Below are 25,687 nucleotides of genomic sequence, written 5' to 3' on the forward strand. Positions count from 1 at the left end.
CGGGCCGCCCCAAGGCAGGCGCGCGGCCCCCTCGGGGGGCAGCGCAGCCGCGAAGCGGCAAACGTGGGGGTACATCATTCCGGTCTCCCCAGGATGACCGCGCCTGTGCACAGGCAGCGGTCGTAGGTCACCATGCCGAAGCCGGCGACGAGGCCCAGTTGAGCGTCGGGCACGGTGCGTGGGCCCGCCTGATCGGTCAGTTGGCGGATCGCCTCGACCATGCCGAGGAAGCCACCCGCCGCACCGGCCTGCCCCGCCGAGAGCTGCCCGCCGCTGGTGTTGTTCGGAAAGCTGCCGTCGAAGGTCATGGTGTTGGCCTGCACGAAGGCCGCGCCCTCGCCCTTCTCGCAGAAGCCCAGGTCTTCGAACTGCATCATCACGATGACGGGGTAGTCGTCGTAGGTCTGCACGAAGTCGAGCTCGGCGGGCTGGATGCCGGCTTGCGCATACAGGTCGTCGCGGTCCTTGCGCCATCCGCCCTGCACCATCACCGGGTCTTCGGCGTAGGCGTTGTGGCGTTCGATGGCGCCGCGGATCACCACGTGCGCCAGGCCCAGGTCGCGTGCGCGCTCCTCGCTCATCACCAGGAAGGCATCGGCGCCCGCGCAGGGCATCACGCAGTCGAACAGGTGGATGGGGTCGGAGATGGGCCGCGCGGCCATGTACTCGTCGAGGGTCAGGCCCTTCTTGAACATCGCGTTCGGGTTGCCCAGCGCGTTGGTGCGTTGGTCCACGCAGATGCGGCCGAAGTCTTCGCGCTTCGCGCCGTAGGTGCGCATGTAGTTGGCGGTGATGAACGCGAAGATCGAGTTCGGGCCGCCCGAGCCGTAGGGGTAGCTTGCGTCGCGCGCGAAGTTGCTGAAGCTGCCCAGCGTCTGGCGGAAGGAGTCGACGTGGTTGGTGTCGGCGCCCACGCAGGCCACGATGTCGGCATCGCCCGCCTGCACCGCTCGCGCTGCGCGGCGCAGGCACATCACGCCCGATGCACCGCCAGTGGGCACATGGTCGAGCCAGCGCGGCGACAGACCCAGGTGCTGCGTGACGCCCACGGCCGTGTCGGGCGCGAGCGAGAAGCTGCTGAGGCACAGGCCGTCGATCTGCTCCTTGGCCACGCCGCTGGCATCGACCAGCGCCTCGATGGCCTGGCCGATGAACCAGTGCGCGGTGCGCGTGGAATAGCGCACGTAGGGCACGGTCACGGGCACCGCGACCGCGACGCCTTCGTAGGAGAGCCGTCGTTTCGTCGTCATGCCTGCCTCTTCTTCATGGCGCGTGTGTCGACGCAGTGGCCCTGGCCCGGCAGCGACTGCGCCATCTCGCGGAGTTGCCCGCGCTGGATCTTCTGCGAAGGCGTGAGTGGCAGCGCATCGACGAAGGCCACGTAGCCAGGCGCCTTGTAGTACGCCAGCTGGGCCAGTGCGTGTTCGACGATGCTGGCGGCGATCTGCGAGCGCTGCGAGGCATCGACGCCTTCGCGCATCACGATGCAGGCCAACACTTCGTCGCCGCGCACCGCGTCGGGCGTGGCTGCCACGGCTGAGGTCTTCACTGCCGGGTGCTGATTGAGCACGCTCTCGACCTCGACGGCGGAGATGTTCTCGCCGCTGCGGCGGATCACGTTCTTCTTGCGGTCGACGAAGAAGAAGTTGCCCTCGGCGTCGCGGCGCACCAGGTCGCCGGTGTGGAACCAGCCGTCGGCCCAGGCTTCGCGCGTGGCTTCCTCGTCCTTCAGGTAGCCGGAGAAGAAATAGCGCTTCGGGTCGTTGCCGGCCGAACGCACCAGCAACTCGCCCGGTGCATCGACGCCGACGTCGCTGCCATCCTCACCCATGAGGCGAATCTCTACGAAGTCTTCCTGCCGTCCGAAGCAGCTGGTGCCCACGAGACGCGGCTCGCGGTTGGCCATGATGCAGGCGGCCGCGCCGGTCTCTGTCATGGCCCAGGCCTCGACCAGCGGGAAGCCGAAGCGCTCTTCGAAAGGCGCATGGTTCTTGCGGTCAACGCCGGCGCCGAAGCCCCAGCGGATGGCGTGGTCGCGGTCGGCCGCCGATGCGGGCGCGGACAGCAGCATGGCCGGCATCACGCCCAGGTAATGCACGATGGTCGCGCCGCTCTCCTTCGCGCTCGCCAGCCAGGTCTTCGGATGGAAGCGATCAAGCTGCACCAGGCAACCGCCCGCAACCAGCACCACCATGGTGGAGAAGGCCATCGCGTTCATGTGGTTCAGCGGCAGTGGCGTGATGACGCGCTCGGCATCGGGCCGGATGCTGCAGACGCCATCGAGCGACGCATACCACTCCCCCGCGCGCAGGAAGTAGGCGTTGCTCAGGATGCAGCCCTTGGGGCGACCCGTGGTGCCCGAGGTGTAGAGCAGGCCGCATTCGGTGTCGGTACCGACTGCCTCATGGGCGCGCGGCGCGGCGGTCTTCGCTGGCGGCACTGCGTCATCAGGTCCCATCGTCTCGAAAGCCACGCCCGCCTGCGCTGCCGCGGCACGCAGGTCGGCCGCGCGCGCCGGCAGCGTCACGGCCAGGCCGATCTCGCTGTGGCCGATCAGGTAGACCAGCTCGGCCGAGCGCATCTCCGCATTGATCGGCACCACGCTCACGCCCAGTGCGTTCAGCGCGAGCCAGTGGAAGATGAAGGCGGGCCGGTTCTCCAGCAGCAGGCCGACGCGATGGCCGTGGCCGTAGCCGGCTTGCGCGTAGGCTGCGCGCAGGCGTTCGATCTGTGCGGCAGCATCGCCCCAGCGGATGGCGCCCGCTTCGATGCCATAGGCGGCCGCAGTCACCGATTCGGTGAACAGGAATTCGGCTTGCGGCGTGCGCGCAGCGGTGGCCGCAAAGACTTGATGGACGGTGGCGTGTGGCATCTCGTCTCTGTCAGATGAAGAGCTGCACGGCCGGCAGGGCCGCGTCGCAGTTGAGCAGGTTGACGCGCTTGAGCGTCATGCGCAGCGCGCCGTCCTGCACCGTTAGGTGGTGGAAGAAGGTGCCGACATAGAACTGCAGTTCATCGCCCTGCGATTCGGTGTAGTGGAACCCGGTGCGCACCACATAGCGATTGGCCTCGGCATCGAACTGCTCGACCACCGGCACTTGCAGCAGGTGGTGGCAGCGGCTCGGCGGTTGCTGAGAGAAGGCACGCGGACTCTTGAGGCGCTCGATGCGCAGGTCGCGCAGCAGCTTGTCTTCGTACAGGTGCGAAGTGTGGTTGAGGCCGTCTTCCTGGTCGGGCACGAGCGGCACCCAGTAGAACGCATCGTCGGTGAAGAGCGCGTTCCATTCTTCGTAGTGGCGCGTGTCGAGCAAGTGCGCTTCGTTCACGACGAAGTCGATCAGGTCCTGGCGAGTGACTTCGGTGCCGGCCATTACATGGTCTCCGTCATGCGTTGCACCCAGCTGCGGTACTGGTTGCGCATGGGCAACTCGTTGGTGCCGCCCGTGGTGATCTCGCCACCCTTCAGCTCCGAAGGGTCGTAGTCGCGGTGCAGGCTCACCCACTCGTTGCCGCTCGCGTGCAATCCGGCCTGCATGCCACGGTAGGCCTGCAGGTCGTCATGCCCGACCACCGAGAACGGCGAGTTGATGAGCCTGTTGTACATGGTGGTGCGCTGCAGCAGCTCGGGCGGCGCGCCCTTGAGGCGGAAGGTCCAGCTCTCGATCAGCGTCTTGTCGGCAGAGATCGGCTTCACCACGCGAATCGCCTGGATCGCGCCCTTGATCGTGAGGTTCGGGTAGTACACGGTGTTGTGCCGTGCCATGCCCAGGATCTGCGCCGTCTTCTCCTCGCCATAGCGCGCCTTCATGGCGTCGTCGTACGCGGGGATCGCCTTGTACTTGCTGTGGATGCTGAAGTGCACGCCCGTGAAGCTGTGGCCGTTGTCGTAGGTGCGGATGCCCATGTCCTCGAAGAACTTGTAGTCGGACATGAAGGGCGCGAACTGCTCTACCGCCATGGGCTTGGGCTCGTCCTCGGGCTTGTCGGCCCACATGCGCTTGGCGGTGCCGGCAGAAGACTCGTGCGCCACCATGGGGTGCATGGTGTCGTTGAGGTTCTCGACGAACATCTTCCAGTTGCACTGGTGCATGAAGCGCAGGCAGCCACCCGCGATTTCGAGTTCGCCTTCGGGCGAGCGGTCGGCCATGTTGTCGATGGAGCTCAGCGAGTCGCCGAAGTATTCGTCGAAGTCGGGCCCCGCGTCGTTGATCTTCACGAAAATGAAGCCGCGGTGGCTGCGCACGTGCTTCACGGTGGTGAGGCCCTTGCCCGATTCGCATTCGTGCAGCTGCGTGTGCTCGTAGCCCGTCTTCAGCGGAATCGCGAGCGGTGCGCCGTCGGTCTTGAAGGTCCAGGCGTGGTACGGGCAGCGGAAGAACTTGCCGGTGTTGCCGCAGGGCCCGTTCACGAGCCGCGAGCCCTTGTGGGCGCAGCGGTTCATCATCGCGCGCACGCTGCCGTCGGAGTGGCGCACGATGATCAGCGGGCGGCCCGCGATCTCGTTGCTGATCCAGTCGCCGGGCTTGGGCAGTTGGCTTTCATGGCCGACGTAGTTCCAGGTGTTGGCGAAGAAGTGCTCCTGCTCCAGCTCGAACAGCTCCTGGCTGGTGTACAGGTCGCGGTGCACGCGATCATGCTGCACCAGCGCGCGAATGGCATCGGGGTTGTCTCGGTACGAGGTCATGGTTCTTGTGGCTCCTGGCTTCAGATGTCCAGCACCAGCCGCGCACCCTTGGCGCGCGAGATGCAGATCTGCATGACGTTGCCTTCCGCCTTCTCGCGGGCGGTGAGCACGTAGTCGCGGTGGTCGATCTCGCCTTCGAGCACCGGCACGGCGCATACGCCGCATTCGCCGCGCTTGCAGTCGAACATCGGGTCGCAGCCGTTCTCGATCAGGCAGTCGAGGATGCTCTGGTCGGCCGGCACGGTGAAGCGCTGGCCCGACTGGGCGAGCTCCACCTCGAAAGGCTGGTCGCCTTCTTCCGCGACCGGCTCGGTGAAAAGCTCGAAGTGCACGCGGTCGTGTTCCCAGCCGCGCGCCTGGGTGCGCTCGAGCACGGCGTCGAGCATGACCTTGGGGCCGCAGACGTAGAGGCGGTTTCCGGTGGGAACGCTGTCGAGCAGCGCGTCGATGTCGAGCGGTGTGCCGGCCTCGGCGTCGGCATGTACGCGCAGGTCGTCGCCGAGCAGCGCCTGCAGCTCGGGCAGGAAGGCCATCAGATCGCGGCTGCGGCCGGCGTAGTGCATGCGCACGGCTGCACCTTCGGCGCGGCGGCGGGCGGCCATGGTAGCGAGCGGCGTCACGCCGATGCCACCGGCCACCAGCACGGTGCCGCCGGGGCCGGCGTGCAGCGGAAAGTCGTTCTTGGGCGCCTCGATGGCGAGGGTGTCGCCCTCTTTCAGCTGCTCGTGCATGAAGCGCGAGCCGCCCCGGCCTTCGGCCTCCTTGCGCACGGCGATCACGTATTCCGCCGGCGCGTTGGTGGCGTTGCGCGCGGTGTCGAAGTTGATGAGCGAGTAGTGGCGCCAGTCGGTCTTGCCGTCGGGCAGTGACACCTGCACGCGGATGTGGGCGCCGGCCGCGAAGCCGGGCAGCGCGCGGCCATCTTCGGCGCGCAGGCGCAGCATGCGGATCAGCGGATTCAACGCCCGCGCCTCGACGACGCGCAGTGAGAGGGTGGCTGAGGGTGCGGTCATCTTCGTCTTGTCTCTTCAGGCCAGTGCGTGCTGCGCCAGTGCAGCCTGCAGCTTGTGGCCGTGTTCGTCGGCCAGGGCCGCGTCGCGCAGCTCGCGCAGCGTGGCCGGTGCCAGCGCGGCGCCTGCGCGCTCGACAGCGCGCATCACGGTGTCGTAGTTGCGGATGCCCCGCTCGTGCGTGTCGCTGTAGCCCTTGACGAGGCGTTGGCACTGGGCCAGTTCGACGGCGAGCTCGGGGTTGCGCTGCGCGGTGGTGGCGATGCGCTGCAGCCACTCTTCGATACGGCGGTTTTCTTCGGCATAGCGCATCGTGGACAGGCGCCAGCGCTTGCAGGCGGCCACGATGCGCAGCATGAGGTAGCCGCGCAGCGAGCTGGTCTGGATCACGCGGCCGTGCTGCGTGAAGCGCTCGACGAGCTTCTTGGGCATGGTCGAGTTCATGAGCCAGCGGCCGATGCCGCCGGGCAGCGTCTCGCAGATTTCCTGCAGGCGCGGGTGCATGTACTCGTTGATGGCGAGCACCTGGCCCGGCTGTACGCGGGCCTCGCCGCGCACGCGCTCGAAGCGGGTGGCGCGGGTCTTCAGGGCCGCGACGCGGGCAGTGTCTTCGTAGGACATCCAGAGCGCGAGGTGGCGCGCGGTTTCGCGCAGCAGGCGATGGTCGTCGTTGCCTGGCAGCGCGGCGATGGCGGCCATGCGGCCCAGGTACAGGCTGGCGTAGGCCAGGTCCTGGTAGTCGATGAGGCGGCGTACGCCTTCGAGCAGGAAGTCTTGCGCTTGCGCCGGGAAGTCGTGTTGCACCCGCTCGACCAATGCGCGCACGGCCGGGTGGCGCGGTTGCGGTGCTGGCGCGGCGATAGGCACTTCTTTCGCAGGCTCACCGTCGTCACCGCCCTGTGCGCGAGCAAACGCTGCGCCAAAGGCCTTGAGGCTGGGCTTCACGCCCACGCCGCCGCGCTCGATGGTCGCCTCGAACTGCGCTCGGCTGAAGGGCAGCACGCCCGAGCCCGCCAGCGTGCCGAACAGCACGGCGCTGATCACGCTGCCCGAGGCTTCAGCTGCCTGCGCCATGTCGAAGCGGATGAAGCGCTTGGCGGCCTTGGCGGTGTGTGCGAGGAGCTGGTCGCTGTCGACGCGTCCGTCGCCCAAGGCGCTTTTCTCCGCGATGGAGAACACGCGGTGCGTCGAAGCGATCAGCGTGGTGCGGTCGCGCGTGACGAGGCCGCGCTGCACGGCGCGCCCCGCCTCCATGAGCTCCGACGCCAGCACCACGTCGACGTCGCCCGGCAGCGGCATCAACGCGAGCACCGGCAGACCGCCATCGGCCTCGGCCTGCGCCGTGGGATACAGCTCGACGTAGTAGATGGTCGCGCCGGTGCGCTGAGCCACGCCCGGCACCGAGGTGGTCTGGGCAACGTAGCCGTTGGCCTCGCCCATGTCGACGATCCAGTCGGCCAGCACGCCGCCGCCCTCCCCGCCCATGGCCAGGATCGCGATCTTGATGGGTTGTGCGTTTCTCGTCATTGCTTCAGAAGGCATAGGCTTCACGGCGGCGCGCCTCGCCGCGTTGCAGCCAGCCGATGACGGCAGCACGCACACGTTCGCGCAGCACGTCCCAGCGGCTGGGGTTGCTCACGATCTGGGCCTTGTAGAACGACGGGCACAGCACGGCGGCGTGCGAGACCTCGCCGCACACGCCGCAGCCCACGCAGCTGTCGAGCACGGTTGCGACGGGGTCGGTGCGCAGCGGATCGGGGTTGGGCTTGATCGATAGCGACGGGCAGCCCGACAGGCGAATGCAGGAGTGGTCGCCAGTGCAGGTGTCGGAATCGACGCCGAACTTCTCGCGCACCATGCGCTTGCCGTCGGCAATGGCCTTGCGCACCAGCGGCTTCTCGCGGCGCTGCTTGTTGAGCATGCACTCCGACTGCGCGATCAGGACCTTCGGGCCCTTCTTCGTCGTGGTGAGCGCGTCTTTCAGCGCATCGCGCATGCCTGCCACGTCGTAGGTGCGACGCAGCGTCTTGACCCACTCGACGCCCACGCCGCGCACGGCGCGCTCGATCTCGTGACCGGTGCTGCGCGTCTTGTTGACGGCGTGCGACGACAGGATGTCCTGCCCGCCCGTGGCCGAGGTGTAGTTGTTGTCGACGACGATGGTGAGGTTGTCGCTCTTGTTGAAGACCGCGTTCGCGACACCGCTGGTGAGGCCGTTGTGCCAGAAGCCGCCGTCGCCCATCATCGAGATCGCGCGCTTGCCTGCCGGTGCATTGAGCGCAGCGGCACCGGCGCCGCCCAGGCCATAGCCCATGGTGGTGTTGCCGATGTTGAAGGGCGGCAGGATGGAGAACAGGTGGCAGCCGATGTCGGCGCTCACGTGGTGCGCTCCGAGTTCGCGCTCGACCAGTTTCATCGCGCTGAAGATGGGGCGCTCGGGGCAGCCGGTGCAGAAGCCCGGGGGACGGGCGTGGACCACCTCGCCCAATGCTGTCGACGGCTGCGCGAGTTCGGGCGCGGCATCGACACCGATGGCAGCCACTTCCTTCAACGGAATCACCTTGCGCACCGGCGCTGGCACCGGCAGCGGTGCCAGGCGTTCGTAGCGCTCGCAGAAGCTGCGCGCGCCCTTGAGCAATTCGGAGGCGGTGTACTCGCCGGCCACCGGCAGCATGTCCTTGCCGTGCAGCGCGGTGGTCGAGCCGGCCTGGCGCAGGATCGTTGCGAGGTTCTGCTCGACGAAGTTGGGCTGCCCCTCTTCCACGACCATCACCGCTCGCTTGCCTTCGCAGAAGCGGATCACTTCGCTCTCGATGACGGGGTAGGCCACGTTCATCACATAGAGCGGCACCTGTGTGTTGCCGTAGACATCAGCCAGGCCCAGGCGCTCGAGGGCGCGCAGCAGCGTGTTGTAGCTGCCACCCTGCACGATGATGCCGATGTCGTCGGCGCCTTCGGAGAAGAACTCGTTGAGCTTGCGCTCTTCGATGAAGCGCACGGCAGCAGGCCAGCGGTCTTTCACCTTCTCTTGTTCATGCACAAAGCTCGCGGGCGGCAACACGATGCGGCTGACGTCGCGCTGCGGGTTCTCGAGCGCGTCTTTCAGCGTGAACTTCGGGCGGCGGTTGTCGCCGGCAATGAAGTGGCCGTGCACGTGGCAGGCGCGGATGCGCAGCTGCAGCATCACCGGTGTGTTGCTGGCCTCGGAGAGATCGAAGCCCTGCTTCACCGCATCGACGATGCTCGGCAGGTTGGGGCGCGGGTCGAGCAGCCAGATCTGCGACTTCATGGCGAAGGCATGGCTTCGCTCCTGCATGATCGACGAGCCTTCGCCGTAGTCTTCGCCCACGATGATGAGCGCGCCGCCGGTGACGCCGCCGGATGCCAGGTTGGCCAGCGCGTCGGACGCGACGTTGGTGCCCACGGTCGCCTTGAAGGTGACGGCGCCGCGCAGCGGGTAGTTGACGGAAGCGGCCAGCGTGGCGGCGGCAGTGGCCTCGCTCGCGCTGTTCTCGAAGCGGATGCCCTGCTCGGCAAGGATGTCTTGTGCGTCGGCCAGCACGTCCATCAGGTGCGAGATGGGTGCGCCCTGGTAGCCCGCCACATAGGAAACTCCCGATTCGAGCAAGGCCTTGGTAACCGCCAGAATGCCCTCCCCACGGAAGACTTCCCCACCAGAAAGCCGCAGCTTCTTGACTTCTTCAACGAATGAACGCTCGGCCATCTGGGTCCTTGTTGTCTATCGTGGGACGATGCGCTTCAGCGGCACATCGCGGTTCATATAATGTTGACAAATGAATGTATCCACAATCATGAATTACCCTAGACATGCAAACAGCGTGCCCACGGCGACTGTGAGGTGCCTTCATGGCTGAAGAACAACCCGTCGAATCGCATCGCTTCGTTGATGACTACCTGCCGGCGCTGCTGGCGCAGGCCAGCCAGCTGATCTCCTCGGAGTTCCACGAGGTCGCGCGTCAGCAGGGCTTCTCCGTGTCGGAATGGCGCGTGATGGCATCGCTCGCAGGCAGCGAGCCGATCAGCATCGGCCAGCTCGCGCAGGTGACGGTGACCAAGCAACCCACGGTGACGCGGCTGCTGGACCGCATGGAATCGCGCGGACAGGTCGAACGCCTGCCCCACGAAAGTGATCGCCGCATCACGCTGGTGCGCATCACGCGCAAGGGGCTGAAGGCGGTCGAGCACCTGATGGAACTTGCGCGCGACCACGAGCGGCGCGTGCTCGAACCCTTTGGGCTGCGACGCGCCGAAGAGCTCAAGCAGACGCTGCGGCAGATGATCGACCTGCACGTGCATGTACCGGTCGAGGAGCCGCAAGAAGAAGACTGAGCTTGCTTGCTCGCCTCTCCACTCAGAGGCGGGGCACGAGGACGGCGCGGCCCCGGTGGCCGCGCTGTGCGATCCATTCAAGCGCGCGGGCCGCATCGGCAAGCGCGAACGGCTGCACGTCGAGATGCAGGCGGCCATCGGCCAGCCTCGCCAGCAGCTCGGGCGCCGCGGCACGGCCGGCGGCTTCACGTCGAAACATGTTGAGAGGCAACAGCGCAACATCGCGTTGCAGGAAGTGCGCGATGTCGAGCTGCAGCGTCGGGCCGGCGGTGTAGCCGATCAGCACAGCACGGCCGCCCGGCCGCACCGAGGGCAGGACCTTGGCGAGCACATCTCCACCGACCGTGTCGATCAGCAGATCGGCGCTGGCAGCGGATGGTGGCGCGGTGTTCGGATCCACTGCCGTCACCGTGCAACCTGCGTCGCGTGCGAGTTGCATCACGAGCGAGCCGACGGCGCCGCTCGCGCCGGTCACCAGCACCTGCTCACCGGCCTGCAGCTTCGCGACTTCGTGCAGCGCCACCCATGCCGAGGTCGTTGGCGAGAAGAATGCAGCACCCAGTGCCATCGGCACGGCATCAGGCAACAGGCCCAGCGCTTCGTCGGGCGCATCGATCTGCTCGCACCAGGTGCCGTCGAACAGCGTGCCGAGCCCGCTGCCGCGCAGCCACACGCGCTGGCCGATGGCGTATCGCTCGCTTGCCATCACTACACCCGCCGCCTCCACGCCAGGCGTGTAGGGCAACGGCGGATGGCGAAGGAAACTCCCGCGCCACACTGTGCGGTCGATGTGTCCGACCGTCGCGGCCTCCATGCGCACCAGGGTGCGGCCCGGCCGCGCGACAGGGTCGACAATCTCCTCCAGCACAGGAACCGCATCGAATCCGTGGATGCGCACGGCCTTCACGGCAGCGTCTCCAGGAAGTCGAGCACCGTGCGTGCGAAGGCTTCGGGCATCTGGTCGGGCAGCGGCACCATGCCGCCTTCGATGTCGACGATGCGCGCTTGCGGCAGGTGGTGCTGCAGTTCTGCCGCATGCGGTGCGGCGAACGGATCGGCCGTGGCACGAACGATCAGCGTGGGCTGCGTGACGCGCCCGATGCGCTCTTCCATGCGGTACGACGCGACGGCGCGATGGCCCTCTTCGACACGCTCGACCTTCAATGCGTCGCGCACGAAGGCTTCGAGCAGGTCGGGGCGTCCCGGCGGATAGAAACCCTGGCGCTTTTGCCACAGCGCAGCGAGGTGAGAGCCGTCTTCGCTCGGTGCGACTTCGTCGATGGGCGGACGTTGTGCTCGCGCCTTGCGAAAGGGCTCGTCGGTGTACGGCGTGGAGGACAGCAGCAGGCTGCGAACGCGCTCAGGAAACGCTGCCGCGAGTTCGACCGCGATAACGCCGCCTGTGTGATGCCCCACCACGTCGACCTGCGCGATACCCAGCGCATCCAGCAGTTCGCAGGCCACGCGTGCCCATTGCCCGATGCTCGCTGGCACTCCGCCGTCTGCCGAATCGCCGAAGCCGGCTGTGTCCATCGCGATGGCCCGACGATGCGCGCCTATCAACGGCAGCACGGCGCGGTACTCGGCCCAGCTGCGCGGCGACTGGTGCAGCAACAGCACGGCCGGCGCCTGTTGGTCGCCACAAGCCGCGTAGTGCACCTGCCCCACCGACAGGTCGGCAAAGGCGCGGCGGATGCTCATGGCAAGGTCTCGTCCGCCGGCGCGCGCCAAAGGCCCGCATGCCGCAGTTCGCCAAGCGTGCGCGAGAGCACGTCGCGCCGGTAGGCAGCGATGTCGCGGCCTTCGTAGTCGTAGAAGCCGCTGCCGCTCTTGAGGCCCAGCCGGCCCTGCTCGACCATGCGGCCGACGATGGCCGGCGCGGTGTAGCGGCCGGCGTCGAGCGAGGCCGACATCTCGCGGCTCGCGTGATGCAGGATGTCGCAACCGCCGAAGTCGATGAACTCGACCACGCCCAGCGCGGCGAAACGCAGGCCCAGGCCGTAGCGCGTGGCCTTGTCGATTTCCTCGGCGGTGGCGGCGCCCTCTTCGATCATTCGCGCGGCTTCGTTCATCACCAGCGCCTGCAGGCGCGGCACGATGTAGCCCGGGGAGGCGCCGCAGACCACGGGCAGCTTGCCGATCTCTTCCATCAGCGTTTTGGTGCGTGCGAGCACGACGGCGTCGGTGCCGGGATGGCAGCTCAGCTCGACCACGGGGATCACGTAGGCAGGGTTGAGCCAGTGCATGTTGAGAAAGCGCCCGGGCAGCCGCACCAGGGACGCGAGCTGCGTCACGAGGATGCTGCTGGTGGTCGAGGTGAGGATGGCGTCGTCGCGGCAATGGCGGTTGAGCTGCTCGAAGGCCTCGCGCTTGGCTTCCATGGTTTCGGGGACGCCTTCGAACACGAGCTCGGCTGCGGCCAGCGCCTGCGGGGCGGCCGCGGCGTTGACGAAGTCCACGCGCGCGGCGATGCGCTCGATCTGCGATGCGTCGATCACGCCGAGTTGCGCGAGACCCGAGAGACTGGCTTCGATCTCGGCCTTTGCCTCGTCGCGCAGGCGCTGCCAGGCTTCGTCGCTGCGCGGGCGCAGGTCTATCAGCGAGATGCGGTGGCCGGCATAGGCGAATGCGATGGCGATCCCGCGCCCCATGCGGCCCGCGCCGACCGCCGCGAACCGGGGGAGCGCGGCGTCATTCGCCATCGTGCAGCCTCTGCTTGAGTTGCACCGCGCTCAGATCGGCGAGGCCCAGGCTTTCGAAGGTGCGCGGCCCGCGCCGCAGGTCGCGCCCGAGAAAGCCGCCGACGATGGCCAGCAGGCCGTGGGCGATGGGTGCATCCACGCCCGCGTGGCGCGCGGCCGAGGCCAGGAAGGCCAGGCCGAGTTCGGTGTCTTCCGTGATGTAGCGGTGCGTGTGCAGGTCGATGTTCTCGCGCCAGTCGCCCGATTTGACGAGCTGCTTGTGCGCGTCGCCGTACATCCACTGGTCGTTGTTGTAGTGGTCGGCCAGCGGATAGTGCGGCGCGCCCTGCCCGAAGGCTTCGCGCACGGCAATGCGTTCATGGTCGAGCCGGTCGGTCACGTCGCGCACCGCACGCTGCGTGCCTTCGTTGTGGATGTCCCAGCGCTCGAAGTGCTGCAGCGGCGCGGCGTTCATCACCATCAGCGGCGGGTGGATGACGGGGCCGGCGTTCATCAGCGCACCCGAAAGCGCGTCGCCGCAGCCGTGCACCACCGGGTAAGCCTTGCGGATCACCTCGATGGCTTGCGCCTCTTTGCGGGCCGGGTAGACGCCGGTCGGCAGGCGAATGGCGCGGATGGTGACGTTGACTTCGCGCTCGCCATGCTTGCGCGCCAGGTAAGGCAAGGTGCCGGTCTCGGCCCAGGCAACGTCGGCGCGGCTACCGGCCTCTTTCACCGTCTTGGCCATCACGTAGCTGCCGAAGGTGCCCGGCGGCAGGAACACGACCTGCCCGTCGACCAGGTGCGGCGCCATCGCGACTGCGATGTCGTGCTGGGCGATGGCGGGCGTGGGAATGACGATCAGCTCGACCCCCCTCAGGGCCGCACCGATGTCGGCGGTGGCCAGCGCAATGGGCACTTCGCGCGCGCTGTCGGCGTCCTTCAGCGTGATCGAGCCGGCACGCACCAGCGGCTCGAGCGCGGCGGCGTCGCGGCGCCACAGGCGCACTTCATGGCCGGTTTCAGACAGGTCCGCGGCGGCCGCATAGGCGCCATGGCCACCCCCAAGAATCGCAATTTTCATGTCGAAATTCGAAAAGCAGGTGTCGATGAACCGGCGGCCGCAGGACGGCCCCGGGGAAATAATGCCTTATTACATTACTTTTCATCGATTCATATGTCAATCAAATTCGATGACGCCTGACTGCTCGGAAACCCGAAATGAAAAAGCCCGCGTTCGTGAGAAGCGCGGGCTTTCTGGGGGCGAGGCGGCTGTCAGGCCGCCCGGGAAGCAGGATCAGCGGCTGGGCTTGAACGCGCGCTTTTGCGCGTCGCGGGGCACGAACACCTTGCCCGGGCCGCCATGACCAGCAGCGCCATTGCCGCGGGGCGCGAAGCCCTCGCGCGGTGCGAAGCCGCCGTCGCCGCGGCCACCACCGTGACCATGGCCGCCACGCGGAGCGCTGTCGCCCCAGCCCGGCTTGCGGCCGTAGCCGGCACCGCCACCGTTGCCGCCTTCGTCACGGCCGCCGCCGAAACCGGCGTTCTGGCCGCCCTGGAAGCCACGCGGGCCCGGTGCGGCCGGGCCACGGGAGTTACGGTCATTGAAGCCGCTGGCGCCAGCGTAGCCGCCGCCATTACCACCACCGTTGCCGCCGCGGTAGCCACCGCCGCCGCCACCACCGAACTTGCGGTCGCGCGATTGGTTGTCACCACGGCCGCCGCGGAATTCACCTTGCGGCGGACGCGATTGCGGCATGCGCTGTTGCGGCTCCATGCCCGGCACCACTTCGGCCTTGAACTGCTGGCGGCTGTAGTGCTCGATGTCCATGATCTTGCGGCGATCGCGGAACTCGGCGAACGTGACGGCCAGGCCGTCGCGGCCGGCACGACCGGTACGGCCGATGCGGTGGGTGTAGTCCTCGGCCTTCATCGGCAGGCCGAAGTTGAAGACGTGGGTGATTGTCGGCACGTCGATGCCACGGGCGGCAACGTCGGTGGCCACCAGGATCTGCACCTGGCCCTGGCGCAGCGCCATCAGGCGGCGGTTGCGCAGGCCCTGGCTCAGGGCGCCGTGCAGCGCCACGGCGCTGAAGCCTTCTTGCTGCAGGTCGTTGGCGAGGCCGTCGCACTCGACTTGCGTGCTCGCGAACACGATCGCCTGGTTGATGCTAGTGTCGCGCAGCCAGTGGTCGAGCAGCTTGCGCTTGTGCTGGCTGTTGTCAGCCCAGTACAGCGACTGCTTGATGTTGGCGTGCTTCTCTTGCGGGCTGTCGATGGTGATGCGCTGCGGTTCGCGCATCACGCGCTGGGCCAGCTGCTGGATGCGCGGCGCGAAGGTGGCGCTGAACATCATCGTTTGCTGGCGCTCGATGGTGAGCTGGTTGACTTCGGCCAGGTCGTCGGAGAAACCGAGGTCGAGCATGCGGTCGGCTTCGTCGACCACCAGGAACTTGACCTGGTCGAGCTTGAGTTGCTGCGAGCGTTGCAGGTCGAGCAGACGGCCGGGCGTGGCAACCACGAGGTCGGCGTTCTGCAGCTTGGCGATCTGCAGTTGGTAAGGCATGCCGCCCACCACGTTGGCGATGCGCAGGCCGCGGCAGTGGCGAACCAGTTCGATGGCGTCGTGTGCGACTTGCTGCGCGAGTTCGCGCGTCGGGCACAGGATCAGGGCGCCGGGCGTGGCAGCCTTGAAATGGCGGGCGTTGGTCGGGTCCTTGCGCTTCGGCTTCTTGGGCGGGGCTTCGCCGCGGGCGGCAGCTTCGGCGGCCAGACGCTGGAACTCGGCCTTGGCTTCGGCTTCGGCCTCGGCCTGGCGCTTGAGCAGCGTGTGCAGCACGGGCAGCAGGAAGGCGGCGGTCTTGCCCGAGCCGGTCTGGCTCGACACCATCAGGTCGACGAAGCGGGCAGCGCCCTCTTCGCCCATGGCGATCGGCACGACCTTTTCCTGCACGGTGGTGGGCTGGGTGAAGCCCAGGTCAGCCACGGCGGCGATCAGCTCGGGCGCAAGGCCCAGCTTGATGAAGCCGTTGGGCTTGGCGGGTTCTTCGGCCGCGGCAGCTTCGGGGGAAGCTGCATCCAGCGCCTCGAGGATGGGCGCTTCGGACATGGTGTCCGTGGCGGCGGTGAATTCGTTGTGGGTAGCGGATTGCACAGGCGCGAACTCGCCCTGCGCTTCAAAAGCGTCGGTCATGAATATCAATCTCAAACGCGAGCGCTGCCGTAGGCGGCGCCCCGTTGGTGGTTAAAAACATCAACCATCCAACGACATTCAACTTCGGGCTGACGCCTGAGGTTGCGGCCCTTTTTGATCAGCGAATGCGATCGGGCGCGGTGTGCAAGATAGGGAGATGCAAGAGACGCTGGCCGGGCTTGAAATACCTTCCCGATCAGCGAAGCCTGCGATTATGGCATGGATTCGGGTTTTTACCTAATCCCCGGCTTTGCTCAATCCGTCAGGCGCAGAAAGGTCTCGCGGTAGTGCGCCAGTTCCTCGATGGATTCGTGCACATCGGCCAGTGCGGTATGGGCTTGCTGCTTCTTGAAGCTGCTGTAGGCCGTGGGTTTCCAGCGCTTGGCCAGCTCCTTGAGGGTGCTGACGTCCAGGTTGCGGTAGTGGAAGTACGCCTCCAGCTTGGGCATGTACTTGACCAGGAAGCGCCGGTCCTGCCCGATGGTGTTGCCGCACATGGGCGAGCCGCTGCGCGGGATGTATTTGGCGATGAATTCCAGCAGTTGCTGCTCGGCGGCGGCTTCGTCGAGGGTTGACGCCTTGACCTTGTCGATCAGGCCGCTGCGGCCATGAGTGCCCTTGTTCCAGGCGTCCATGGCGTCGAGCACGGCGTCGCTCTGGTGAATGACAAGCACGGGGCCGTCGATGACGGGCGTGAGGTCGGGGCCGGTGACGACCACGGCAATTTCGAGCAGGCGCTCTTTTTCGGGGTCGAGGCCGCTCATTTCGCAGTCCAGCCAGACCAGGTTCTGGTCGCTTTTCTTCAGGGTGGGCACAGCTGCGGGGGGCGTCGGTTCAAGGGATTCAGGCATCGCAGGATTGTCGTCGAAGGGCTGCGGCCCCAGATAGCGGGGACTAAACTCGCCGCTCCATGTCCTATTCGCTCATCTTCACCATCGCCTTCGCGGCCGCATTGGTTGCAGGCCTGCTCGTGAAGTTCTGGCTGGCCACGCGGCAGGTGCGCCACGTGGCGCAGCACCGCGGCGCCGTGCCAGCCGCTTTCGCACAGACCATCACCCTCGCCGCCCACCAGAAAGCGGCCGACTACACCATCGCCAAGGCGCGCTTCGGCCTGGTCGAGATGGCCTGGGGCGCAGCGCTGCTTCTGGGCTGGACCTTGCTCGGCGGCCTCGATGTGCTGAACAGGCTTCTGCTGGTGTGGATCGGCGGTGGCATGGTGCAGCAGTTGGCATTGCTGGCAGCCTTCGCGGCCCTTGGCGGCCTGCTCGAACTGCCCTTCACGCTCTGGCAGACCTTCAGGCTCGAAGAGCGCTTCGGCTTCAACAAGATGACCTGGAAGCTCTGGCTGACCGATGCGCTCAAGTCGACGCTGCTGGGCGCGGTGATCGGCCTGCCGATCGCCGCGCTGATCCTCTGGCTCATGGGCGCGGCCGGGCAGCTGTGGTGGTTGTGGTCCTGGGGCGCGTGGATGGGATTCAACCTGCTGCTGATGCTGATCTACCCGACCTTCATCGCGCCGCTGTTCAACAAGTTCAAGCCGCTCGACGACCCGACGCTCAAGGAGCGCGTGACAGCACTGATGAAGCGCTGCGGCTTCGCGGCCAAGGGCCTGTTCGTGATGGACGGCAGCACGCGCAGCGCTCACGCCAATGCCTACTTCACCGGCTTCGGCGCCAGCAAGCGCGTGGTGTTCTACGACACGCTACTGCGCCAGCTCAACGCTGGCGAGGTCGAGGCCGTGCTCGCGCACGAGCTGGGCCACTTCAAGCACCGCCATATCGTGAAGCGGCTGGTCGCGATGTTCGCCCTGAGCCTGGCTGGCTTCGCGCTGCTGGGCTGGGTGTCGACGCAGGTCTGGTTCTACACAGGCCTGGGCGTGCAGCCCAACATGACGGCACCCAACAGCGCGCTGGCGCTGCTGCTGTTCATGATTGCCGTGCCGGTGTTCGGCTTCTTCGTTGCCCCGCTGCCCGCGCGACTGTCACGCAAGCACGAGTTCGAGGCCGACGCCTACGCGGTGGCGCAAACCAGCGGCGCCGACCTGTCGGCCGCCCTGCTCAAGCTCTACCAGGACAACGCGTCGACGCTCACGCCCGACCCGGTGTTTGTCAAGTTCTACTATTCGCACCCGCCGGCTTCCGAGCGCCTTGCGCGCATGGCAGCGGCCTGACCCGACTCCCCCTCATTTCGAAGAAGCCCATCATGAGCAGCATGTTCAAGCCCAAGGACTGGAAGAACCTCCCTCCACGCAAGGCCCTGAGCGCCACCGAGATCGTGGCCGGCCTGGCGCGCCTCGACGGCTGGATGCTCACTGGCGACGGGGCCAACGTCGCCATCGAGAAAACCTTCAGCTTCGCCAACTACTTCGAGACCATCGCCTTCGTGAACGCGCTGGCTTTCGTGGCTCACACGCAAGACCACCACCCCGACCTGGCGGTGCACTACAACCGCTGCGTGGTGCGCTTCAACACGCATGACGTGGGCGGCCTGTCGGTCACCGACTTCGACTGCGCCCGCCAGGCCGACGCGCTGGTCGCGGCCCCCGCCGCATGACGGAACGCGCCCTTGGCTAAGCCCGGCCGCGCCGCGCCCGCAGCCGCCGCTGCGAAGGCACTACACGACGGCCTTGTCGTTGCCAGCCACGGGCGTCACTGCCTCGTCGAAACGCCCACGGGCGAACGGCTGATCTGCCATCCGCGCGGCAAGAAGAGCCAGGCCGTGGTCGGCGACCGCGTGCATTGGCAGGCCAGCGAGGACGAAGGCACCATCGAGCAGGTGCTGCCGCGGCGCAACCTGTTCTACCGGCAAGACGAGATCCGCACCAAGTCGTTCGCGGCCAACCTCGACCATGTGCTGATCCTGATCGCGGCCGAGCCGGAGTTTTCCGAACATCAACTGGCCCGTGCGCTGATCGCGGCGGAGGCTGAGCGCATCACGCCGATCATCGCGCTCAACAAGAGCGACCTGGTCGAACCCTTCGAGCGCGCGTGGACCAAGCTGGCGCCTTATCGCCGCATGCACCACGGCGTGCTGCCGCTGTCGCTGAAGGCGTCAGGCGAGGCGGACTACGCCTCGCTGATGAAGCTTCTGGCCGGCAAGTCCACCCTGGTGCTCGGCCCGTCCGGCTCGGGCAAGAGCACGCTGACCAATCTGCTGGTGCCGGGCGCAACCGTGCTGACCCAGGAGATTTCGCAGGCGCTGAACTCGGGCAAGCACACCACCACGAGCACCACCTGGTACTGGATCGATGAAGCCCGCACCACTGGCCTGATCGACTCGCCGGGCTTCCAGGAATTCGGCCTGAACCACATCGCGCCGATGCAGCTCGCCGGGCTCATGCCAGACATTGCCGAGCATGCGAACGACTGCAAGTTCTACAACTGCACGCATCTGCACGAGCCGGGCTGCGGCGTGATTGCGAACGTGGAAACGGCGAGCAGCAGACCGGGCGCCATCAGCGCGAGCCGCTACAAGATCTATGGCGAGTTGTTCGCCGAGTTGAGCCAGAAGCGGTACTGACCGAAAGGCAGCTTCAGCCGAGCCAGATGCGATAGGACTTCCAGGTCGGGTCGAAGACGAGGCCCAGCGTCACCGGCAAGTCAATGTCGTCTTGCAGCGATTGCGCATGCGAGATCGCCGCCTCGGGGTCGGCCACCTGGAAGTGAACGGTGCGAACACCCTCCTCCAGCACCACGTGCGTGCAGCAGCCTGCTTCGTGCGTCTGCAGCCGTGCTGTCAGCCGGTCTTCATAGACGCGCGCTTCTTCCAACTCCTCGCCCGACTCGACCGGCACCGCCGCCGACAGGCGATGACATAGGTCGGCTCGCCCCACCAAGGCAGTGGCCGCGTCGTTGCGCATCACGATCACCTCGATCTCGCGACCGTCCTCGGCCGTGCGTGTCGCGTTCATGCCTGACCAAGCGTGTTCCCCCTGGGGAAACACACCGGTGTGGCCGAGTTCGTCGCGCCAGCAGGCATCGAACACGGGCACGAAATCGTCGAGCGGCACGCCATCGAAATCCGCGTGCGCGTCGGCCTCGACGTAGTCGACCGCTCCAACCTTCACCGCGAAGTCGTACTCGCCCAGGATATGGTCAAGCATGATGAGGCTCATGTGGCGCGCATGGTCCTGCATGTCCATCGGAATAGGCTTGGCGAAGCCGATCTCCAGCGCCACCCGACCCCGATAGAGTTCGTGCTTCACGAGGACTTCGGAGCTTGCCAATTCGAAGTCGTTCATGCGCATGCCGAAGCCATCGCTCGAACGCTGACGAAAGGCCTCCACTTCGACCTGCGGCAGCTTGGGGCTGCTTTGCACCAGTGCCATCAGGTCCTCGAAGTCGTCTACCGAACCATGCGCCGTCAGCACGAGCTTGAACTCGGGCGGCTCACCGGCCACCTCGGCCGCTAGCCGCGGGAAAAAGGGCTCCAGCAGTTCGTTCAACCCTTCCATCAATTCGCGTGCGGGCAAGGCGCGCAGGCTCTCGAGCTGGGCACTCACTGCTTGCCAGAAGCCTGTGCAGGCCGCTGTGCGCGGATCGGTGTCGTGGGTCGGCATCGCTAAGGATTCTCTCAAGGGGTTGGAGTGAGGATGTCCTGCAGCCGCTGAACCAGCGTGCTGCATTGCTCGCGCGTGCCGATGCTGATGCGCAGGTACTGCGCGATGCGCGGCTGCCTGAAATGCCGCACCAGCACCGCATGCTCGCGCAGCAGGGCCGCGAGCTCGGCGGCGTCGCGTTGCGGATGGCGTGCGAAGACGAAATTGGCTTGCGACGGCAGCACCTCGAAGCCCAGGTCTTCGAGCTGGAGGCCGAGGCCCTCCCGGGTGTCGACGATCTTGTCGCGGGTGCTGCGGAACCAGTCTTCGTCTTCAAGTGCGGCAATGGCACCTGCCGAGGCCAGCCGGTCGAGCGGGTACGAGTTGAAGCTGTCCTTGACGCGCACCAGCGCGTCGATCAGATGCGCCTGACCGCAGGCAAAGCCGACCCGTAGGCCAGCCAGCGAACGCGACTTGGAGAGGGTCTGCACCACGAGCAGGTTCGGGTGCCTGCCGATCAGCGGCAGCGCGCTCTCACCACCGAAATCGATATATGCCTCGTCGACCAGCACCACACGATCGGGGCAGGCTTCGAGCAGTTGCTCAATGCGCGACAGCGGCAGGCCAATGCCGGTCGGCGCGTTCGGATTCGCGATGACGATGCCTGCGCAACCTTGGCGGGCACGCGCTGCAAGGGCGTCGACATTGATGCGCAGGCCTTCGTCCACCGGCTGCTGCTCGCAGGCGATGCCGTACAGCTGCGCGTAGACCTTGTAGAAGCTGTAGCTCACGTCAGGCATCAGCAGCGGCTCGGCCTGCTGGAAGAACGCGAAGAAGGCGTGCGCGAGCACTTCGTCCGAGCCGTTGCCCGCGAACACGTCATCGGCCCGCAGGCCGTGCCGCCGCGCCACCGCCTCACGCAGCGCGAGCGAGGTGGGGTCGGGATAGCGCTCCAGGCCATTCTCGGCCGCACGCCGGATGGCCTCGATGGCGATCGGCGACGGCGGGTACGGGTTCTCGTTGGTGTTGAGCTTGACGAGGTTCGCGATGCGCGGCTGCTCGCCGGGCACATAAGGTTCGAGCACGCCGATGCGCGGGCTCCAGAAGGCTGGCACTGGATGTGTCATGGCTCGTTCGCCGCTTCGCTCAGCCGAGCAGGCGAGCCAGGGTGAGCAGAGCCAGCAGCACCATCCACATCACGACCGAGCGCCAGACCAGGCCCACCACGCTGCGCAGGTGGCCGGGCTCCGGCTCGCGCCCCGGCGTGCTGCCGGTGTCGGTGCGGCGGCCGTCGGCCAGTGATTCGCCGGCCTGGGCGCGCGGCAGCGGGTCGGTGACCGGGATCGGGCGCAGTGTGCCGCCGCCCAGGCGCACGTTGACCGCACCCGACGTGGCCGCGAGGATCACACCGTCGTTCTCGTTGGGAAAGCGCTGTGCGTCGTTGCGCCAGCAATCGATCGCCTCCTCGAAGCTGCCGACCACCGCGAAACCCAGCGCCGTGATGCGCGCGGGCAGCCAGTCGATCATGTGCCAGGCGCGATCCGCGGCCTGTTGCACCGAGACGCTCGACGGCTGCACTGCGGCGCCGTTCTTGTGCGCCCAGTAGCGCGAGACGAACTCGCTCATGCGATAGAAAACCGCGCCTGCCGGCCCGAGACCGATGGCCGCAATGATCGAGAACCACGCGAGCACGCCGAACACATGGCGGTGCGCTGCGATCACCGAATGCTCGATCACGTGGCGCACGATCTCGCTACGCGGCAGGTTGGCCGCATCCACGCCCTGCCAATGCGCGAGCAGCGAGCGCGCGAGTGGCTCGTCGCCTTCGTCGAGCGCGTCGCGGATGTCGGTGAAGTGGTGGCTGAACTGCCGGAAGCCCAGCGTGACGTAGAGCACCGCAATGCTCCAGAGCACCGCGAACGGCAGGCCGAGCGTGAGCACCAGCAGCCAGTGCACGCCCAGCGCGCCGAGCGTGGGCACGAACACCGCGAGGCCCCAGGCGATCCATCCGTGATGCGGCTTGCCCGCGTCGAAGTTGCGGCTGGTCCAGCGTGTCCACGCCAGCACCGCGCCGTACACGGGGTTGTGCGGGCCCAGGGGCCGCACCTGCTCGATCAGCAGCGCGCACAGGATGGCAAAAAAGCTCATCCTTCGATGATAGCGAGAGCGCCTGAAGGTTCAGGCCATCTTCATTCGAGCCGCGGATTCAGTCAGGCCGCGAGGAAACGGTAAAGATTGCGCAGCATGCCCGCGGTCGCGCCCCAGACGAAGCGCTCGTCGGGTCCGTCCTGGTAGGGCATCGAGTACCACTGGCGCCGGGTGCCATCGGGCGCGGGCACGGTGTGGTGGCGGTGATTCGCCGGGTCCATCAGCCATGCGAGCGGCACCTCGAAGGCTTGCGCGACCTCATGGGGATTGATGGTGAGCTCGAAGTCGGGTTGCACCAGCGCAACCACCGGCGTCACGATGAACGAGGTCACTGTCGTGTAAGTCGGCAGGTTGCCAAGCACCTCGATGTATTGAGCCGAAAGGCCGACCTCCTCCCAGGCCTCGCGCAAAGCGGCGGCCGCGATGTTGGAGTCCTCCGGGTCGACGCGGCCACCGGGAAACGCAACCTGCCCCGAATGCGTCGACAGATTCGAGGTCCGCTCGGTCAGCAGCACGGTCGCGCCCTGCGGGCGCTGCACGATCGGCACCAGCACCGCAGCCTGCGCGGGAACGCGGTCAGTCATCCGCGGATCACGCCGCAGCTCGGGCGTCCAAACGGGCGGTGTCGCGAAGCGGGCTCGCAACGCCTGCGCCGTCAGCTGCACGGCCGGCACCGCCGGTAATCCCTCGACTCCTCCGGCCACAAACGGCACTTTGCGCGGGTCGAACTGCAGCAGCGTGGGCGGCGCCACGGCGTTGACGGGTTCGACAGATGCGGCCTGCGGAGGAATGGATGAGTTGGTCAAGAGATGAAACGTACCTGAGGCGGAGGAAAGAAAGAAGTAGAGCGGAAAAAAGGAAGGTTGTCGCTGAGCGGGGGCAACAATGCAAAAAGCCGCCAGAGCGGCGGCTTTTTTGCACGACAGGCGAGCTGCTTACTTGGCAGCCGCTGCAGCCGTCGACTTGCTCGGCAGCTTTTCCTTGATGCGTGCCGAACGGCCGCTGCGGTCGCGCAGGTAGTACAGCTTGGCGCGGCGCACATCGCCACGGCGCTTGACTTCGATACCGGCGATCAGCGGGCTGTAGGTCTGGAACGTACGCTCCACGCCTTCGCCGCTGGAGATCTTGCGCACGGTGAAGCCGCTGTTGAGGCCACGGTTGCGCTTGGCGATCACGACGCCTTCGTAGGCCTGCACGCGCTTGCGGGTGCCTTCGACGACGTTCACGCTGACGATGACCGTGTCACCGGGCATGAAATCGGGGATGGTCTTGCCGAGACGGGTAATTTCTTCCTGCTCGAGGGTCTGGATGAGGTTCATGATTTCCTGATAGTCGATCGTGTCGGGCTACACAAAAGGCGCCTTTGGCTTTCACGGGATGACCGTAAAGAGACCGGGCGCGGCCGGGCAGAGGATCGGGGAACCGGGGATTATAGCTTTTTTTTCAGCGCGGCCTCATCGGCTCTGCCAAGACGCCCCGCTGCGCGGGCTGCGTCGATCAGGTCGGGGCGCCGTGCGGCCGTGATGGCCAGCCGCTGGTCACGCCGCCAGCGCTCAATCTGTGCATGGTGGCCCGAGAGCAGCGGCGCCGGCACGCCCTGCCCGTTCCACTGTTCGGGCCGCGTGTAGTGCGGACAGTCGAGCAGGCCGTCGAGCGCGGGATTGAAGCTGTCCTGCACGTGGCTGGCCTCGTCGCCGAGCACGCCCGGCTGCAGCCTGGCCACGGCATCGAGCAGCGCCATGGCTGCGATCTCGCCGCCGGAGAGAACAAAATCGCCGAGGCTGATCTGGTGGGTGACGCGCGCGTCGATGAAGCGCTGATCGATGCCTTCGTAGCGGCCACAGATCAGCACTGCGCCTTCGCTGGCAGACCACTTCTCGACCGCCTCATGGCGCAGCGCCTCTCCGATCGGAGAAAACAACACGACGGGCGCCTGTGCTCCGCGTGCAGCCAGCGCTGCGTCGAGGCAGGCCGCCAGCGGCTCCGCCATCATCACCATGCCTGGACCGCCGCCAAAGGGGCGATCGTCCACGCGCTTGTAATTGCCCTGCGCAAAATCGCGCGGATTCCAGAAGACGACTTCGACCTGCTTCGACTCGTAGGCACGGCGCGTCACGCCGCTAGCCATGAAAGGAGCGAACAGTTCAGGAAAAAGCGTAAGGACGTCGAAGCGCATGCGCGCAAGGTCCGGATCAGAAATCGGGTTGCCAGTCGACCGTGATGAGTCGGCCGGGCAAGTCGACCTTGTCGACGAAGACCGAGACGAAGGGCACCATGCGTTCGATGGCCTTGCCGTCTTCTTCGGCGGCGAGCACCAGCGTGGTCTGCGGGCCGGTTGCGAGCAGCTCGCGCACTGTGCCGAGAACAACGCCTTCGCGGTTGACCACCGACAGGCCGATCAGGTCGACCCAGTAGTACTCGTCGTCGCCGGCCGTGGGAAAGCTCGAGCGCGGCACGAACACGCGCGCGCCGCGCAGCGCCTCGGCCGCATTGCGGTCGGGCACGTCCTCGGACGTGGCGACGATGCAGTCGGAATGTTCTTTGGCCTCGCGGATAGCGAGCCGGAAAGCGGTGCTTGCCGAGGCTCCGGGAGCCTGCAGGAACCAGCGCTTGGAAGAAAAAAGCGCCTCGGGCTGGGCGCTGTGGGGCAGGACCTTGAACCAGCCCTTGATGCCCCATGCATCGGCGATGCGCCCTACTTCAATCGCATCCGCCGGCAATTCGGCGGTTTCGAGTGCGGGCAGCATCGCCGTGCGGACGGCTTAGGCCGCCGCCTTGGGAGCTGCCGAGGCAGCTTGACGGATCAGGCGCAGAACGGTGGGCGAAGCTTGTGCGCCAACGCTCTTCCAGTACGCCAGGCGGTCCTGGGCGATACGGATGCTTTCTTCGTTTTCCTTGGCGGTCGGGTTGTAGAAACCCAGGCGCTCGATGAAACGGCCATCGCGGCGAACGCGCTTGTCCGACACGACGATGTTGAAGAACGGACGGCCTTTGGAGCCGCCGCGGGAGAGTCGAATGACGACCATGATTTATCCTTGGGTGGTCAGCAGGCCTTATGGATGAAGAAGAGGCCCGCTCACAATG

25 protein-coding genes are annotated in these 25,687 nt (G+C 66.6%); 4 read left to right on the plus strand and 21 right to left on the minus strand.

The features are described from left to right. Nucleotides 1–74: 74 nt before the first annotated feature. Genes NWF24_RS23295 through NWF24_RS23325 form a run of 7 tightly spaced genes read right to left on the minus strand, consistent with a single transcriptional unit; the run spans nucleotide 75 to nucleotide 9,418 of the window. Nucleotides 75–1,250 carry a thiolase family protein gene (locus NWF24_RS23295; protein WP_258350613.1) on the minus strand — a complete coding sequence of 392 codons (1,176 nt, stop codon included), beginning with the start codon at nucleotides 1,248–1,250 and terminating at the stop codon, nucleotides 75–77. Beyond that, nucleotides 1,247–2,872: an AMP-binding protein gene (locus tag NWF24_RS23300; protein ID WP_258350614.1), complete on the minus strand. Its 1,626-nt coding sequence runs from the start codon at nucleotides 2,870–2,872 to the stop codon at nucleotides 1,247–1,249. Before NWF24_RS23300 ends, NWF24_RS23295 begins: the two co-directional genes overlap by 4 nt. A gap of 10 nt (nucleotides 2,873–2,882) precedes the next feature. Next, nucleotides 2,883–3,371, minus strand: a complete 489-nt coding sequence (locus NWF24_RS23305; protein WP_258350615.1) for an aromatic-ring-hydroxylating dioxygenase subunit beta — start codon at nucleotides 3,369–3,371, stop codon at nucleotides 2,883–2,885. After that, the gene (locus NWF24_RS23310; RefSeq protein ID WP_093049735.1) at nucleotides 3,371–4,684 is read right to left on the minus strand and encodes an aromatic ring-hydroxylating dioxygenase subunit alpha; all 1,314 of its coding nucleotides are present in this window, start codon (nucleotides 4,682–4,684) and stop codon (nucleotides 3,371–3,373) included. The genes NWF24_RS23305 and NWF24_RS23310 overlap by 1 nt, the downstream gene beginning before the upstream one ends. 20 nt (nucleotides 4,685–4,704) lie before the next feature. Further along, nucleotides 4,705–5,697, minus strand: a complete 993-nt coding sequence (locus tag NWF24_RS23315; RefSeq protein WP_258350616.1) for a PDR/VanB family oxidoreductase — start codon at nucleotides 5,695–5,697, stop codon at nucleotides 4,705–4,707. Nucleotides 5,698–5,712: 15 nt separating this feature from the next. Continuing rightward, nucleotides 5,713–7,221, minus strand: coding sequence for an indolepyruvate oxidoreductase subunit beta family protein (locus NWF24_RS23320; protein ID WP_258350617.1), 1,509 nt, complete (start codon nucleotides 7,219–7,221; stop codon nucleotides 5,713–5,715). Nucleotides 7,222–7,225: 4 nt separating this feature from the next. Next, the gene (locus NWF24_RS23325; RefSeq protein WP_258350618.1) at nucleotides 7,226–9,418 is read right to left on the minus strand and encodes an indolepyruvate ferredoxin oxidoreductase subunit alpha; all 2,193 of its coding nucleotides are present in this window, start codon (nucleotides 9,416–9,418) and stop codon (nucleotides 7,226–7,228) included. Nucleotides 9,419–9,561: 143 nt separating this feature from the next. Between NWF24_RS23325 and NWF24_RS23330 the strand changes: the two genes are divergently transcribed. Further along, nucleotides 9,562–10,044: a MarR family winged helix-turn-helix transcriptional regulator gene (locus NWF24_RS23330; RefSeq protein ID WP_258350619.1), complete on the plus strand. Its 483-nt coding sequence runs from the start codon at nucleotides 9,562–9,564 to the stop codon at nucleotides 10,042–10,044. A 22-nt stretch (nucleotides 10,045–10,066) separates the two neighbouring features. Here the strand turns inward: NWF24_RS23330 and NWF24_RS23335 are convergent, their stop codons facing one another. From NWF24_RS23335 to orn, 6 genes are all read right to left on the minus strand, one after another. After that, a complete protein-coding gene (locus NWF24_RS23335) occupies nucleotides 10,067–10,951 on the minus strand; it encodes a quinone oxidoreductase family protein (RefSeq protein WP_258350620.1) in 885 nt (294 codons plus the stop codon). Then, nucleotides 10,948–11,745: an alpha/beta fold hydrolase gene (locus NWF24_RS23340; RefSeq protein WP_258350621.1), complete on the minus strand. Its 798-nt coding sequence runs from the start codon at nucleotides 11,743–11,745 to the stop codon at nucleotides 10,948–10,950. The genes NWF24_RS23335 and NWF24_RS23340 overlap by 4 nt, the downstream gene beginning before the upstream one ends. Beyond that, entirely contained in the window at nucleotides 11,742–12,746 is a 1,005-nt protein-coding gene (locus tag NWF24_RS23345) for a 3-hydroxybutyryl-CoA dehydrogenase (protein WP_258350622.1), read from the minus strand. Before NWF24_RS23345 ends, NWF24_RS23340 begins: the two co-directional genes overlap by 4 nt. Then, nucleotides 12,736–13,809, minus strand: a complete 1,074-nt coding sequence (locus tag NWF24_RS23350) for an NAD/NADP-dependent octopine/nopaline dehydrogenase family protein (protein ID WP_258350623.1) — start codon at nucleotides 13,807–13,809, stop codon at nucleotides 12,736–12,738. The genes NWF24_RS23345 and NWF24_RS23350 overlap by 11 nt, the downstream gene beginning before the upstream one ends. Before the next feature lie 213 nt (nucleotides 13,810–14,022). Then, nucleotides 14,023–15,918: a DEAD/DEAH box helicase gene (locus NWF24_RS23355; RefSeq protein WP_258350624.1), complete on the minus strand. Its 1,896-nt coding sequence runs from the start codon at nucleotides 15,916–15,918 to the stop codon at nucleotides 14,023–14,025. Nucleotides 15,919–16,172: 254 nt separating this feature from the next. Beyond that, nucleotides 16,173–16,769: an oligoribonuclease gene (gene orn, locus NWF24_RS23360; protein WP_258350625.1), complete on the minus strand. Its 597-nt coding sequence runs from the start codon at nucleotides 16,767–16,769 to the stop codon at nucleotides 16,173–16,175. Nucleotides 16,770–16,828: 59 nt separating this feature from the next. Here orn and NWF24_RS23365 point away from each other — a divergent pair, with 59 nt between their 5' ends. The 3 genes from NWF24_RS23365 to rsgA are packed head-to-tail and all read left to right on the plus strand — an operon-like array spanning nucleotide 16,829 to nucleotide 19,437. Continuing rightward, nucleotides 16,829–18,088, plus strand: coding sequence for a M48 family metallopeptidase (locus NWF24_RS23365; protein ID WP_258350626.1), 1,260 nt, complete (start codon nucleotides 16,829–16,831; stop codon nucleotides 18,086–18,088). Nucleotides 18,089–18,120: 32 nt separating this feature from the next. Beyond that, nucleotides 18,121–18,471: a 4a-hydroxytetrahydrobiopterin dehydratase gene (locus tag NWF24_RS23370; protein WP_258350627.1), complete on the plus strand. Its 351-nt coding sequence runs from the start codon at nucleotides 18,121–18,123 to the stop codon at nucleotides 18,469–18,471. 12 nt (nucleotides 18,472–18,483) lie between these two features. Then, nucleotides 18,484–19,437, plus strand: a complete 954-nt coding sequence (gene rsgA / locus NWF24_RS23375) for a ribosome small subunit-dependent GTPase A (protein ID WP_258350628.1) — start codon at nucleotides 18,484–18,486, stop codon at nucleotides 19,435–19,437. Nucleotides 19,438–19,450: 13 nt separating this feature from the next. On the opposite strand, the gene NWF24_RS23380 is transcribed toward rsgA, so the two are convergent. The 8 genes from NWF24_RS23380 to rpsP form a co-directional block, all read right to left on the minus strand. Further along, nucleotides 19,451–20,476, minus strand: a complete 1,026-nt coding sequence (locus NWF24_RS23380; protein WP_258350629.1) for a hypothetical protein — start codon at nucleotides 20,474–20,476, stop codon at nucleotides 19,451–19,453. 14 nt (nucleotides 20,477–20,490) lie between these two features. Continuing rightward, entirely contained in the window at nucleotides 20,491–21,582 is a 1,092-nt protein-coding gene (gene hisC, locus NWF24_RS23385) for a histidinol-phosphate transaminase (protein ID WP_258350630.1), read from the minus strand. Nucleotides 21,583–21,601: 19 nt separating this feature from the next. Continuing rightward, a complete protein-coding gene (locus NWF24_RS23390) occupies nucleotides 21,602–22,603 on the minus strand; it encodes a CobD/CbiB family protein (RefSeq protein ID WP_258350631.1) in 1,002 nt (333 codons plus the stop codon). Nucleotides 22,604–22,665: 62 nt separating this feature from the next. Continuing rightward, nucleotides 22,666–23,409: a CoA pyrophosphatase gene (locus NWF24_RS23395; RefSeq protein ID WP_258350632.1), complete on the minus strand. Its 744-nt coding sequence runs from the start codon at nucleotides 23,407–23,409 to the stop codon at nucleotides 22,666–22,668. Between the two features lie 129 nt (nucleotides 23,410–23,538). Beyond that, nucleotides 23,539–23,922, minus strand: a complete 384-nt coding sequence (gene rplS / locus NWF24_RS23400; RefSeq protein WP_258350633.1) for a 50S ribosomal protein L19 — start codon at nucleotides 23,920–23,922, stop codon at nucleotides 23,539–23,541. Nucleotides 23,923–24,032: 110 nt separating this feature from the next. Further along, a complete protein-coding gene (gene trmD, locus NWF24_RS23405) occupies nucleotides 24,033–24,779 on the minus strand; it encodes a tRNA (guanosine(37)-N1)-methyltransferase TrmD (RefSeq protein WP_258350634.1) in 747 nt (248 codons plus the stop codon). Between the two features lie 16 nt (nucleotides 24,780–24,795). After that, nucleotides 24,796–25,350 (minus strand): ribosome maturation factor RimM, encoded by a 555-nt coding sequence (rimM, locus tag NWF24_RS23410; RefSeq protein WP_258350635.1) that lies wholly within the window; start codon nucleotides 25,348–25,350, stop codon nucleotides 24,796–24,798. Nucleotides 25,351–25,365: 15 nt separating this feature from the next. Beyond that, nucleotides 25,366–25,629 (minus strand): 30S ribosomal protein S16, encoded by a 264-nt coding sequence (gene rpsP, locus NWF24_RS23415; RefSeq protein WP_093049676.1) that lies wholly within the window; start codon nucleotides 25,627–25,629, stop codon nucleotides 25,366–25,368. Nucleotides 25,630–25,687: the final 58 nt, after the last annotated feature.

The sequence above is a fragment of the Variovorax paradoxus genome, assembly GCF_024734665.1.
Taxonomy (GTDB): Bacteria; Pseudomonadota; Gammaproteobacteria; order Burkholderiales; family Burkholderiaceae_C; genus Variovorax.